Origin of the sequence: Undibacterium sp. JH2W (assembly GCF_049340425.1) — a bacterium.
GTDB lineage: Bacteria > Pseudomonadota > Gammaproteobacteria > Burkholderiales > Burkholderiaceae_D > Undibacterium.
Window position 1 is genome coordinate 109,012 of sequence record NZ_JBMPOT010000012.1, and the last position, 13,623, is coordinate 122,634.

The following is a 13,623-nucleotide window of genomic DNA, read 5'->3' on the forward strand; positions in this document are numbered from 1 at the left end:
GGTGTTGGTGTTGGTGTTGGTGTTGGTGTTGGTGTTGGTGTTGGTGTTGGTGTTGGTGTTGGTGTTGGTGTTGGTGTTGGTGTTGGTGTTGGTGTTGGTGTTGGTGTTGGTGTTGGTGTTGGTGTTGGTGTTGGCGTTGGCGTTGGTGTTGGTGTTGGTGTTGGTGTTGGGCAGGCACTGACAGTCACAGAAGTCCAGGCACTGGTCCAGGCCCAGCCTACACCAGGCTCATAGGCAGAAGCACCGGATGAGCACCATCCCGCGACATCGCAGCGATAATAGCCACCTGCATTGCTGACGACATTACCTGCCAGATAACTGGTCTTCGCCACATAAGGTGCGCATCCTGTTGTGGGAGTTGGCGTTGGTGTCGGTGTAGGCGTAGGCGTAGGTGTTGGCGTCGGAGTTGGAGTCGGCGTCGGGGTCGGTGTGGGAGTTGGCGTAGGTGTTGGCGTAACCGCGCTTACTTCCCATGGCCCCCACTGATCCGCTCCCGGTACATTCCCTTGCGTCCACCACTTGGCCTTGTAGGTGATGCCCTGGTAGGTAACGCAATTGCCCTGGGTATAAATCTGGGTATTGCTCCAGACTGGGCAACTGCTGGGTACCTCTGCTGGCGGCATTGCCACATGCGCGCCTATCTTGGGTGTGTCTGTCAAATTGCTGGTGTTATTTCCACCGCCGCAGGCTGCCAGCATACCGCCGACCAGACTGAGCATGAGGTGATTAATGCGAATTCCAGTTCTATGTCTCATCCTATTCCCCCTGAACTGTTGATAGAGAAATGCCCCGATTCTGTGAGGTCATTTCGGGTTTGTGGTCTCATTTTTTTCCGAAACCGATTCCAAGATGTTGCTTAAATATGAGGCGGTCAAGTGGTTTTTTTTGAAACAAAATATTGTTACAAAAGAAGAGTCCAATTGAAGAAGCTGCAATTTGGAAAATAAAAACTGTGAGGCGTAGCGATGAAATTGGTATCAATAATTAGATACCTTAACAATACCAATAATTACAATTAGCCAAAGTGGTATTATCGCGAAAATGCAGCTATCAGATGGCAGGACTTATTTCTGCTCGCCGGAGAATTTGCAGGACTGAATAGATACGCAATTGAAGCTTGCCAATGAAAATCCAGCATTCACGAATGACAGGACAGGTTTTACCATGTGGAAAAAAACGCCCCCTCTTTTCGCCCTGCCTATGCTGACAATTAAAGTAACAAGGCCTAGCCTGGACCTTGCTGCGACCTTTGCTACGACCGTTGCTGCCAGTCTTGCTGCCACTCGCCCTGCTACTCATACTGTGACACAGGGATGCTTAAAAAATTTGACTGGCTTGGCACCAAATTCGACTTGCACAGCACAGAGTCAGATCGCTACGGCAGCTATACTGAGCTTGTTTACATCACCAGTTGCGGACATGCCTGCTCACTCATTTTTCTACTTGCTGCCTCATACCCTGGTCATTGCAAAGTCCCGGCTGCGCAGCGCCGCAAGGGGCGCAATTTGACTAGCCACATCGTCGATGAACAGAACAAGGCTCTCACAACAAGAGAGATACATGCCAGAAAAGGTATAGGTATTGCCGCTCACGTCATACAGGGAAACGGGCTGGAGGTAAGACGCATTCATGTACAGCACCCCTCACTCATCATCGTTGAGAAAGGCAGCAAATCTGTGCGGGCTGATCTTGGTGCCTGTGTTCAGGCAAAAGCCGGGCAAGCCATACTGCTTGGTGGAAATCAAACCCTTGATTTCACCAACCTGCTGGAAGCTGGCATGACTTATGAAGCACGCTGGCTGGTCTTTGATGTGACATTACTTGAAGACTCTTATTATCGCTGCCAGGCAGAAGCGCTGGAAGCCAGCAAGCAGAGTCAGGCACCGGTGCGCCTGATTCCAGAAGTCAGGGATAGTTTGCGCAGTGCCTTTGGGCGCGCATGGCATGCGCTGGTTAGCGGCAATGGTATCCCGGACGCGGTAGCGCGCCAGCGCGCTCTTGAGGTGCTGCACTGGCTGATGGAAGAAGGCATAGCACTGCGCAATCCCAAGCTGATCGAGAATGTGTCGCGCAAGGTAAGGGACTTGATTACCCAGTCTTTGGACTATGCATGGACGGCTGAACGTATCGCCAGGGAGTTGGCGCTGTCAGAAGCAACGCTCAGGCGCCGCCTTGCAGCAGAGGGCAATACGCTTACGGATTTGCTGGTGGATGTACGTATGGCAACAGCACTCACACTCTTGCAGGCAACAACACAGCCAGTATCTGCAATAGCACTAGCGCTTGGATACGAGTCACCGTCCCGCTTTGCAATCAGGTTCCGGCAGCGTTTTGGCTTCGCGCCGACCACTGTGCGTGGACATCAGCGTACGTGCTGAGTTTTCAACTTCTGTTTTTGACTTCCATAATCTCTCTAAAAAGATCATGATAACAATCCATCACCTCGGTCATTCACAATCTGAACGCATTATCTGGCTGTGCGAAGAACTAGGTCTCCCGTATAAACTGGTGCATTACAAGCGCGATGCTGTCACCAGGTTATCACCACCTGAATTAAAGGCCATGCACCCTCTTGGCGCAGCGCCACTGATTGAGGATGAGGGTCTGCTCCTGGCTGAATCAGCAGCAATCGTTGAATACATTATCACCAGACATGGCAATGGTCGCCTCAAGCCCGGCCCTGAGCACCCTGACTATACAGACTTTCTTTACTGGTTCCATTTTTCCAATGGCAATCTTCAGCCAGTGATGTTGCGCCTCATGACAGTGCGTAGCGCGAAACTGCCCATCGATCATCCTATGCAGACATCGGTACAGGACAGACTGGACAAGATCCTGCGTTCCATGGACACGCGCCTCGGCGATGTCCCCTATCTAGCAGGGCAAGAATTAAGTGCCGCCGATATCATGAGCATATTTTCCCTGACGACCATGCGCCTTTTCCAGCCTGTTGATCTTAGCCCCTATCATCAAATCCGCGCTTATTTGCAGCGCATAGGAGAGCGTCCTGCATATCGCAGCGCAATGTCCAAAGGCGACCCGGACCTGACGCCATTGCTGACCTGATCCTGATTGCTGGCTGGCTCGCTGGCTGGTGTCGGTGTCGGCGTCGGAGTTGGCGTGACCGTGCTTACTTCCCATGGCCCACACTGCTCCGTTCCCGGCACATTCCCTTGCGTCCACCACTTGGCCTGGTAAGTGATCCTCTGGTAGGTGACGCAATTGCCCTGAGTATAAATCTGGGTATTGCTCCAGATTGCGCGACTGATGCTGGGGCCCCCCTCCCAAATGCAAACCATGCCTCATCTTTCTATCGCTACACTGGTGCTTTCCAGTATCGATCTATCCATTGCTGATGCGTAGGCATCGCATCTGCGGCATGCAATAGTGTGGTGCGCATGCTTTCGACATAATCGGCCAGCTTGTCCTCGGGCATGTCATCGACGATGGGGTGATAGCCTTGCGGCAGGATGCGCTGGCCCAGCATGACCTGGACCCAGCTTGGCAGGGCGAAGAAATCTTCGCCGTTGCGGAAATAGCGGCCATCGTAGTGGAATAAATCGATGGCTACACGCAAGCTGTCTGGTATCTCCATGCTGCGGCAATGCTTCCAGAATGGTGTGTCGTCGCGTTCAGTTGCGTGATAGTGGAGGATAAGAAAATCGCGGATACGCTCGTATTCAGTCACAGATTCACGGTTGTAGCGTTCCGCCAGCAAGGGATTAAAATCGTTTTTGGGGAAAAGGCTCAGCAAGCGCGTGATGCCGGACTGGGCCAGGTAGATACTGGTCGACTCCAGTGGTTCGAGAAAGCCGCTGGCCAGCCCCAGTGCCACCACATTCTTGTTCCAGAACTTTTTGCGCATGCCGGTAGTGAAGCGTAACTGGCGCGGCTCAGCCAGCGCCTTGCCATCCAGATTGGCCAGCAGTGTCGCGGCAGCTTCGTCGTCACTGAGATGCTGGCTGGAATACACATAGCCATTGCCGACCCGGTGCTGCAGCGGTATGCGCCATTGCCAGCCTGCCGCACGTGCGGTGGCGCGCGTGTATGGGGTGATGGGGTCGACACTCTCGCTAGGCACTGCCAGGGCGCGATCACAGGGTAACCAGTGCGTCCAGTCGGCATAGCCGGTCTTGAGTGTCTGCTCGATCAAGAGCGCACTAAAGCCTGAGCAATCGATAAACAATTCGCCGTCAACGACTGCGCCGTTTTCCATCGTCAGCGATTCGATAAAACCGTCGCTGGCACGCTGGTTGACGCCAACGATCTTGCCTTCTATGCGTTGCACGCCGCGGCCTTCTGCCAGCTCGCGCAAATAGCGTGCATACAGGGTGGCATCGAAATGATAGGCATAGGCGATGTCGGCCAGTGGCGAATTGGGTGCGGCATTCTGGTCGCCAGGCGCGAACTTGCCGCGTGCTGCCATCACGGTCTGCGGTGAATAATCGCCTATCGGTGACGCGCGGCCAGACAGAAACAGCTTGAGCCAGAACTGATGAAACGGCAACGGCCCCAGCGAACGGCCAATAGCCCCAAAGCCGTGGATATAGCTGTCGCCTATGCGGCCCCAGTCATTAAATTGTATGCCTAGCTTGACGGTGCCCTGGGTGCGTTTGACGAACTCGGCTTCGTCTATGCCCAGCCATTGTCCATTGAATAGCCGGATGTGGGGGACGCTGGCCTCGCCAACGCCAACAATGCCGATTTCCTCGGACTCGATCAGGCGTATCGTCGCGCCCTTGCCCAGATAGGTGGCCAGGGCAGCGGCGGCCATCCAGCCCGCGCTGCCGCCACCGACGATAGTAATCTTGCTGATGCGCTTGTTCATTGTCATTGCGTCTCCCAGAAAAAACGGCAGTGGCCGCTTGGTCGGCCACTGCCTGTAAAGACACTCCCCGGCCTTGCGGCGCGAGGAGGTAGCGGGTTGGAACTTATAGATAAAAACTGATAGCTTAAAACTTATAATTCAGACCTACGTAGATAACACGACCAGCATAGCTGTTGGAGTAGAAACGGTCCTTGGTGTCATTGCCAAGGTGAGAGCTGGACTCTGCCCGGGTCAGGTTCAACACCGAAGCAGTCAGGCTGAGCTGCGCGTTATAGTTATATGCTGCGTTCAAATCCAGCTGGGTGTAGGGATCCTGATACACGTTCAAACCATTCACCAGTCCACCCACGACTTCACCACGACGGTTGTACGAAGCCCGCACCAGGTATTGATCATTGCTATAGAACACAGTGAGATTGGTCTGGTTCTTGGCGCTGCCTACCAGTGGCGACTTGCCGATTTCCTTGCCATCCGCCAGGGTGATGGCAGCCTGGTTGGTATTGTTATAGGTATAGTTGAACTGGAAGCCTATGCCGGATTTCAGCGTATGCTGCGCATACAATTCTATCCCCTGGGAGACGGCATCGCGACCACCAGCACTGGTTGAGTAGTTTTGCACGGTCACGGTGTTGCCACCAACGACCATGGGCATGCTCAGCACAACCGGCACGGCAAAGTTGCTGACGCTCTTGCGGAACAGGCCGGCACCCAGCACAGAGCCACGCTGGAAATACCATTCCAGGCCAAGGTCGAACTGGGTCGCCTTGTACGGTTCCAGCGCCTTGTTGCTACCCTGGCCAAACCAGCCCTGTTGGTCAGCACCACCGATCAGGCGACGGTCATTGACATATTCCTGGCTATAGTAATTCAAGCTGCCTGGCGAAGCGATGTCGCCATAGCCTGGCCGTGCCACTACCTTGGAAGCCGCTGCGCGCAACACCAAATTGTCACGGAGATCATAGGCCAGATTAAAGCTGGGCAATACATCAGTGTAGCTGCGATCCAGCGAGCTGACCACGAAGGAGGATTTGCGTCCTGTGCTTTCTGGCAGCGTGGTGTAGCCACTGACGCAACCGGAACCAGCCGGAGCACCAGCAGCAGGCAAGCCACCCGCCAGACATGGTGCTGGCGTACCATTGGCACCGTTGAAGAAATAATCGTTGTAGTAATCTACCTGGTCGGTGGAATCAGCATGCTGCTTGGTTTGCACCAGTCGCAGGCCGAAATTTCCGCGCAGGCGATCGGTCTTGATATTGGCTTGCAGATAAGCCGCAGAAATTTTCTCGTTGACGTTGTAGACGAAGTTGTCTTCGTTACGCGTCCGCATCTGGCCGTAAGTTTGGTTCAGGTAAGCGATATAGGCCGGGAAATTGATGGCCGGGAAGGCACTGGCGTTGAAGCCACCTGCAATATTGTCCAGCGATGTCGGGTACAAAAAGCCAGGCTGGAATTTGGACGCACTGGAATCGCAACCTGCCTGGTAGCGATTGTCGTAGTTGCTGCCATCTGTACCCTTGCAGGCCCAGTAATTATTGCCAGTGCTGCGATGCGTGCCACCGTCGCGGTACTTGGCACCGAACTGCAGGGAATCGAGCCAGTTGCCATCGGTATGCCAGGTAAAGTCAGCCTGAGCATACTTTTGCTCGGTACTGTTCTTGGTCCATGACGAGGAGGTTGAACCCAGGTCAATTTCGCCTATGCCTTTTTGCAAATTCGCCATCAGTTGCGGCGAGAAGTTCATGGTGGGCGTGCCTACCGTGCTCCAGGAACTGGCGTAGTTACCCAGTGTCCAGCTATTGTCGGCGTTTTGCATGCGCGGCTTGATCGGCATGGTGAATTGCATCTCGGGGCCACCGCTGGCCCAGGTACGGCCAAGCTTGAAAGTCGCGTCAACCGATGTGCCGCTCCATTCCGCTTCAAAATCGGCCGTCTGCGACAAAGAGCGTTCGCGGTTATAGCTGCCGGTGATTTGCGGTGTTGGTATGGTGCAGTCATCTGGGCCGAAACCGCCAGTGTTTTTGAGCCCACCTGCTGCCGCTGCATCGCCGCTGCAATAATAGGTCTTGCCAGCACGGGCGCTGTACTGGGCACCTGTGACGATAGTGCCGCTGCGGTCAAAAGTCAGCCCATCGAGCATGCGGCCACCGGGCCAGTTGCCATCGCCGTCATAGCGTGCCAGATTCCACTCAGGAATTTTCAGGGTATTGGTTTGTGAATTTTGTGACAGATCAAAACGGAAGTAATTGGCCGTCAGGTTCAGGTTGCGCACCGGCTTGAATTGCAGCGTCAATTGCCCGCCCTTGCGTTCACGTTCCTCAGTCTTGACATCGAGATTGACCGAAGTCGGCATCATGAAATTGCTATAGTACTTGCCGCTCTGATCGTAGAAGCCAGACTGGCCCCACCATTTGGAATTCAGGCCAGACGCTGCGCCATTGACATCAACGGCGGGATGGGTCTTGTAGTCATCGGCATACCACTGCCAGTTTTCTGTGCTGGCACCCATGGTGCGGGTGGTGCGTTTTTGCTGGGTATAACCGACCAGCACGCCCAGGCGATTGTCTTCATCATGCCAGGCATACTGGCCAGAGAATTGGCCATCGACTTTCTTGCTGGTATCGGCCCAGGTGCCTTCGGCAGAAACAAAGCCACTGTTGGATTTGACTTCCAGCGGGCGGCGCGTGCGCAGTATCACCGTGCCACCTATACCGCCTTCGTCGAGACGCGCTTCCGGCGTCTTGTAGAGCTCGGCACTGGAAAGCATATTCGATGGCATCAACATATAGTTGAATGAGCGTGTCGGGTCGCCGTTGGATTCTGCCGTGGCGATGTAGTTGCCGTTCAACTGGGTCAGCGTCAACTCGGACGACAAACCGCGAACACTGACATTCTTGCCCTCACCACCTTCACGATTAATGATCACGCCCGGCACGCGCTGCAATGCATCTGCGACGTTTTTATCAGGGAACTTGCCGACATCTTCAGCAGTGACGACTTCAACAATGGCGTTGGCGGCGCGCTTTTGATCCAGGCTTTTCTCGATCGCATAACGGTAGCCGGTCACGATTACCGAGGTGGGCTGGCCCGTGTCTGCCGATTTTTCTGCAGCCTTCTCGGCTGGCTTTGCAGCCGGATTTTCAGCGGTCACAGTTTGCGCGTGCGCGCTGGATAAGGCCAGCAGTGCAGCACCCACCGCCATGGCGATGGGCGTCACGCGGCAACGCCGATGGTGTGAAGCGGTATGGGTTCTGAAGCTCATGTATGTCTCCTGGTTGTGCCCAACGACGGGCTTTTTTATATGGCGCTGGCAGGGTTCTCTTCATTCGTGGAACAGACGGGTACCTTCCGCATCTGTTCGCTTTCCCGGTGAGCGTACAACGCAAACTGGTGAGAGTCCCGACGATTTACTAAACGACACAATTTGCATCTGCATGTCGTTGGGCATTGCATTGCACCCAGAGATGTTTATACAAAAGAAAATACGGCACTGAAACAAGATTTCAAAATTAGGCCGAAGTTTAGTTTGATTAGTAAACGCCGGTCACATGAGGGGTGTGGTGATTCCGCCACATTTAGCAGCCGCAAAAAGCGCGATTGCCTCAGCGCAGCCTCGTGCGCATGGACAAGTATCAAGCCAGGACAGGCAATGCGTCATCTGGGAAAAGAAATAGGGAGTCATCGTGACTCTGGTGTCTTACTCGTATGAGCTGCTTAAGACATGCAGATTTGCACGTATCTGTAAGCGCACCTGCACAGCGTTAGAAGACATGCCTGCGGGTGAATGAGTACTTCGAAAGAGCAGCTCTTTTGTTTAGTGAACTTTATAAACAAACATGCTTTTTGGTGATTCAATTGAAGTAAATAATTTGCCGCGATATAAATATCATCTAGAAAAAAGCCTGATGCAAACACAAAAATGGCAAAAAAACAGCGCCTTTGCGTTTATTAAACCTTGAATAAACAAGGGCATGGAGGCGATGAAGATGCAGCAAAAAACTGGCCTTCTTCATTTTGGTATGCGCAAGCACCTCTGGTCCCCGCACATTTATTTTGAATATGAGTCCTTGATGTTATTTCAACATCAAGGTGCCTGTCTTTCAGCTTGATTGGAGTCCCCCATGTCCTACCAGGTTTTAGCAGTTCTGACATTTTGCAGCACTATCTTCTGTGCCAACTCATTTGCAGTTGAGGCAAAAAAACCAGTTGAGCAAGCAGCTGAGCTGGCCATTATTCCCCAACCGGCCCAACAGCAATGGGGCCAAGGCAGTTTTAGCCTGTCTGCTAAAACCCGCTTGTACGCCAGTGATGCAGCAGCTTTGTCGAATGCAAATCTATTCAACGACAGACTGGAGCAGACGCAGGGGTTCAGGCTGGCCGTGCTGGCAGGACGGCCGGGCAAGGCTGATAGCAACTATTTGCTGTTAAAGACGGAAGCTCCTGTGCAAGGCCAGAAAAACCAGAATGAAGCCTATGCATTGAGCATCAATCCGCACGCCATCGCCTTAACTGGTTCGGCAGCCGGGCAATTCTATGGCATGCAAAGCTTGCTGCAAATGCTGCCTGCCGGGGCCAGCCAGCTGGCCCATTTGCGTAGCGTCAACGTACAAGACGCGCCTCGCTTTTCCTGGCGAGGCATGCATCTGGATGTGGGGCGGCATTTGGTGTCGGTAGAATTTATCAAGAAATTCCTCGACCAGATGGCGTTCTACAAGATGAATACTTTTCACTGGCATCTGACAGAAGACCAGGGATGGCGCATAGAAATAAAAGCTTATCCCAAACTGACCGAGGTCGGTGCCTGGCGCAAGGAAAGCACACTGGGTCGCCATGTAGAACCTTACATAGGCGATGGCAAAGCCTATGGCGGCTTCTACACCCAGGAGCAGATCAGGGAAGTGGTGGCCTATGCCGCAGCCCGCCATATCACGGTAGTGCCAGAAATAGAATTACCCGGCCATGCCCAGGCAGCTCTGGCGGCATACCCCGAGCTGGCCTGTACACCCGGGCCATTTGAAGTGGCGACCAACTGGGGGATATTTGAAGATATTTATTGCCCTAGCGAAGCCACTTTCGGTTTCCTGGAAAAGGTGCTGAGCGAAGTCATGGCTTTATTCCCCGGACAATATCTGCATATAGGGGGGGATGAAGTCCCCAAGGCACGCTGGAAAAACAGCGCGCTGGCGCAAGAGGTCATGCGCAGGGAAGGTCTCAAGAATGAAGAGGAATTGCAAAGCTGGTTCATACGTCGCATAGAAAAATTCATCAACAGCAAGGGCAAGCGCCTGATAGGCTGGGATGAAATTCTGGAAGGCGGCCTGGCACCGGATGCCACCGTCATGTCCTGGCGTGGTGAAGAAGGCGGCATCGCCGCAGCCAGACAAGGCCATGATGTCATCATGAGCCCGACCAGTCACTGCTATTTTGATGCGGGCCAAGGGCCGAAAGAACAAGAGTCATGGCAACTGGGTGGTGAACTCAGCCTGGAAAAAGTGTATGCCTACAATCCCGTACCTCCTGTTCTCAATGGCCAAGATCAAGGCCATATCAAGGGCGTGCAAGCCAATATCTGGACTGAATACCTGAGCAAGCCAGAGATGATAGAGTACATGGTCTATCCCCGCCTGCTGGCGATGGCCGAAGTGGCGTGGACCGCGCCAGCAAAAAAAGAATATTCCGGCTTTGAGCAGAGGTTGGTGACCCATTACCCGAGATTGCAGCAAGCCGGGCTGGCATATCGCATCCCCCGGCCAATTGGCTTGCCAGCGCAAGTCAATGCGACAGATAAAACGCAAACCCTGAACCTGCAGGCACCTGTAGCGGGTAGCAAAATGTATTACACCGTGGATGGTGCAGCACCCGGCACAAGTTCGCCCCAGTATCTGCACCCGCTGGTGATTGCAGTCAAGCCAGGCCAGGATAGCCTGGTGCAAGTGCTGACTGTCACCCCCGATGGCAGACATGGTGCGATACAGCGCAGTGTCACCCATGGTGTGGGCGCTGTGCAGAAATAAGTCGGCTGTGACCCTGCCCTGGCCTTCAGTAAGGCCCGCCCCTTTTCACTTGGCGGGCAAGCTTGCGGACGGGCTTATCTCTCTCATCCTTTCATGATCAGGATTTCAATATGAACACGTCGCGACATTCCCTCAGGCGTTTCTTGCATAGCACTTGCCTGGCCTTGCTTGCTGCCTCATCCAGCCTGGCCCTGCTCATGCCAGCCGAGGCGGCCAGCAACCGTGTGCAGGAGGTATCCGGCACCTGGACTTTCCGCTTGCTGCCCAATGACCCTGCCACCGCTCAACATGCCGACACCACGCAATGGCATGCCGCACAAGTGCCTGGCCATGTCCATACGGACTTGCTGGCGCATCACTTGATTGCCGACCCTTATGTTGGCGATGCTGAAGCTGGCTTGCAATGGATAGGCAATGCCGCGTGGGAATATAAACTGGAATTTGATATTGATGAAAAAACCTTCAATGCCAGACATCAGGATCTGGTGTTTGAAGGCATAGATACTTTTGCCGACATCTATTTGAATGGCAAAAAGATTGCAGCAACAGACAATGCCTTCCGGCGCTGGGTACTACCTGCAAAAAGCCTGCTGAAAAAACGCCAGAATGAATTGAAAATCATTCTTCATTCCCCCATACAAAGCCTGCTGCCACAAGTGCAGGCCATGCCCAGCAAGCTGGCGGGTAACTATCCGTCACCTTTTGGTGATGAGCCGCGTGATGCCATGACCGGCAATTTCGCTCGCAAGCCTGGCTATCATTATGGCTGGGACTGGGGGCCGCGCTATGTGACTGCCGGTATCTGGCGCTCGGTAAAAATCACCAGCTATGACGATGTCCTGTTGCAGGATTTTCATATCCAGCAAGACCAGCTCAACGCACAAAGCGCTGCGTTGCAAGCCAGGTTTGATGTGCAGGCCGATAAAGATGCCCAGATAGATCTGGAGATGCGCGTCTCTGACCCGGATGGTAAACAGATCATGTCCCGGAGTTTGCATGCCAGACTCAAGAAAGGTCTGAACCAGCTGGCGCTACCACTGCAAATCGATCATCCGCGTCGCTGGTATCCGCATGGCATGGGCGAGCAAGCCTTGTATAGTTTCGACCTCAGTTTAAAAAAGGGCAGACAAGTCATCGCCGAACAAAAAAAACGTACGGGCCTGCGCCAGGTGGCGCTGCGCCGCGACAAGGATCAATGGGGGCAGTCATTTGGCTTTGTCATCAATGGCATCCCCGTATTTTCCAAGGGTGCCAACCTGATCCCTTTCGATATGTTCCCCAACCGCGTCAAGTCTGAGCAGATGCGTGCGATTTTGCAGTCAGCAAAAGATGCCAACATGAATATGTTACGGCTATGGGGTGGCGGTTACTATGAAAGCGATGCCTTTTACGACATGGCAGATGAAATGGGTTTGATGCTCTGGCAAGATTTCATGTTTGGTGGTGGCGTAGTCCCTGGCTATGATAAAAATTTCCGTGAGAATGTCGTCGCCGAAGCAAAAGACCAGTTACTGCGCTTGCGCTCCCATCCCAGCATCGTACTCTGGTGTGGCAATAATGAAGAAGAAACCGCCTGGAAGGATTGGGGAATAGGCAAAAAACTTGCGGAAGAAAACCCGATTTTTGCCGAGCATGTCTGGTCAGGCTATGTCGCCCTGTTTGGCGAGGATTTGCGTGAACAGGTTGCCCGCTATGGTGCAGGTGTCCCCTACTGGTCCAGCTCACCCAGCAATGATCTGGCTGACAAGGCCAATGATAGTAATAATGGTGATAAACATTACTGGGATGTCTGGGCTGGTTCGCAGCCGGTCGAAGCTTATTTGTCTGAGACGCCGCGCTTCATGTCGGAATTTGGCTTGCAAGCCTGGCCAGTGCAAAGCACGGTCGATGCATTCGCACCGCGTAGTGAACAAAAGATAGATGGCCCGCTAATCCGCGCGCACCAGAAGTTCCTGGCGGGGGATGGCAACCAGCGCCTGCTGCTCTACATACGCGCCAATTATCACGAACCAAAAAGCTTTGCAGATTTTATTTACCTGAGCCAGTTAATGCAGGCAGAAGGCATAGAGATGGCATCCCTGCATCACCGCAGCAGCATGCCGCGCACCATGGGTTCGCTGTACTGGCAACTGAATGATGTATGGCCCGGTGCCTCATGGTCCAGCGTCGATTATTTTGGTCACTGGAAGGCTTTGCATTTTCATGCACGCAGGTTTTTTGCATCGCTGACTGTAGCTGCCTTGCATGACAAAGGCGTCACCCGTCTGAGTGTCATTTCTGATCTGTTGCAAGAACAAAACCTGGCGTGGCGGCTACGCATCATGGATGTCGATGGCAAGGTCTGGCGCGATACAACCCAGGCACTGAAGCTGCCCGCCAACAGCGCGATGGAACTGGCACAAATCAAGGATGCAGATTTACCTGCAGAGGCAAATCAAAAAACCACGTATGTCGTGGTCGAGCTGATGAAAGACGGAAAAAGCATAGCGCGCAGCATTGCCTATCTGCTGCCATCCAAACTCATGCAATTACCTGACCCCGGGCTGGTAGCGACCATAGTCGCTGAGGCCGACCACTATCGCCTGGACTTGCACGCGGACAAGCTGGCGCGTGCAGTCTGGCTGGATTTTGGCGAACATGCTTACAAACTATCAGACAATGCCTTGAGCTTGTTGCCAGGTGAAAGCATCTCCCTGCGTCTGGATAGCAAGCAAAGCCTGGCGACTCTGCGTGCCAGCCTGCGCATACGTCATCTGGCCCAATTAGCTACGTCCCCTTGAAGAG

The 13,623-nt window shown here is 53.6% G+C and carries 8 protein-coding genes; 4 read left to right on the forward strand and 4 right to left on the reverse strand.

What is annotated here, in order from left to right:
• Window positions 1-755: carbohydrate-binding protein (locus ACO0LC_RS18925; protein WP_423005912.1), on the reverse strand; the 755-nt coding region annotated here is incomplete at its 3' end.
• Window positions 756-1,313: 558 nt separating this feature from the next.
• On the opposite strand from ACO0LC_RS18925, the gene ACO0LC_RS18930 reads away from it, so the two are divergent.
• The gene (locus ACO0LC_RS18930; protein ID WP_423005914.1) at window positions 1,314-2,378 is read left to right on the forward strand and encodes a helix-turn-helix transcriptional regulator; all 1,065 of its coding nucleotides are present in this window, start codon (window positions 1,314-1,316) and stop codon (window positions 2,376-2,378) included.
• 46 nt (window positions 2,379-2,424) lie between these two features.
• Window positions 2,425-3,066, forward strand: coding sequence for a glutathione S-transferase family protein (locus tag ACO0LC_RS18935; RefSeq protein WP_423005915.1), 642 nt, complete (start codon window positions 2,425-2,427; stop codon window positions 3,064-3,066).
• Here the strand turns inward: ACO0LC_RS18935 and ACO0LC_RS18940 are convergent.
• The 3 genes from ACO0LC_RS18940 to ACO0LC_RS18950 all read right to left on the reverse strand — a co-directional run bounded on the left by ACO0LC_RS18940 (window position 2,982) and on the right by ACO0LC_RS18950 (window position 8,087).
• Complete coding sequence (locus tag ACO0LC_RS18940) at window positions 2,982-3,299, reverse strand: carbohydrate-binding protein (protein ID WP_423005916.1); 318 nt, start codon at window positions 3,297-3,299, stop codon at window positions 2,982-2,984. The two genes, ACO0LC_RS18935 and ACO0LC_RS18940, sit on opposite strands and share 85 nt — an antisense overlap.
• Window positions 3,300-3,316: 17 nt before the next feature.
• Window positions 3,317-4,834 carry a tryptophan halogenase family protein gene (locus ACO0LC_RS18945; protein ID WP_423005918.1) on the reverse strand — a complete coding sequence of 506 codons (1,518 nt, stop codon included), beginning with the start codon at window positions 4,832-4,834 and terminating at the stop codon, window positions 3,317-3,319.
• Window positions 4,835-4,952: 118 nt separating this feature from the next.
• A complete protein-coding gene (locus tag ACO0LC_RS18950) occupies window positions 4,953-8,087 on the reverse strand; it encodes a TonB-dependent receptor (protein ID WP_423005920.1) in 3,135 nt (1,044 codons plus the stop codon).
• 859 nt (window positions 8,088-8,946) lie between these two features.
• Here ACO0LC_RS18950 and ACO0LC_RS18955 point away from each other — a divergent pair.
• On the forward strand, window positions 8,947-10,839 hold the full coding sequence (locus ACO0LC_RS18955) for a beta-N-acetylhexosaminidase (RefSeq protein ID WP_423005922.1): 1,893 nt from the start codon (window positions 8,947-8,949) through the stop codon (window positions 10,837-10,839).
• Window positions 10,840-10,949: 110 nt separating this feature from the next.
• Entirely contained in the window at window positions 10,950-13,619 is a 2,670-nt protein-coding gene (locus ACO0LC_RS18960) for a beta-mannosidase (RefSeq protein WP_423005924.1), read from the forward strand.
• The last annotated feature ends 4 nt before the right edge of the window (window positions 13,620-13,623 follow it).

Coding starts and splice junctions, on each gene's coding strand:
- ACO0LC_RS18930 (WP_423005914.1), top strand. CDS start 1,314: ATGCTTAAAAAATTTGACTGGCTTGGCACCAAATTCGACTTGCACAGC.
- ACO0LC_RS18935 (WP_423005915.1), top strand. CDS start 2,425: ATGATAACAATCCATCACCTCGGTCATTCACAATCTGAACGCATTATC.
- ACO0LC_RS18960 (WP_423005924.1), top strand. CDS start 10,950: ATGAACACGTCGCGACATTCCCTCAGGCGTTTCTTGCATAGCACTTGC.
- ACO0LC_RS18945 (WP_423005918.1), bottom strand. CDS start 4,834: ATGACAATGAACAAGCGCATCAGCAAGATTACTATCGTCGGTGGCGGC.
- ACO0LC_RS18955 (WP_423005922.1), top strand. CDS start 8,947: ATGTCCTACCAGGTTTTAGCAGTTCTGACATTTTGCAGCACTATCTTC.
- ACO0LC_RS18940 (WP_423005916.1), bottom strand. CDS start 3,299: ATGGTTTGCATTTGGGAGGGGGGCCCCAGCATCAGTCGCGCAATCTGG.
- ACO0LC_RS18950 (WP_423005920.1), bottom strand. CDS start 8,087: ATGAGCTTCAGAACCCATACCGCTTCACACCATCGGCGTTGCCGCGTG.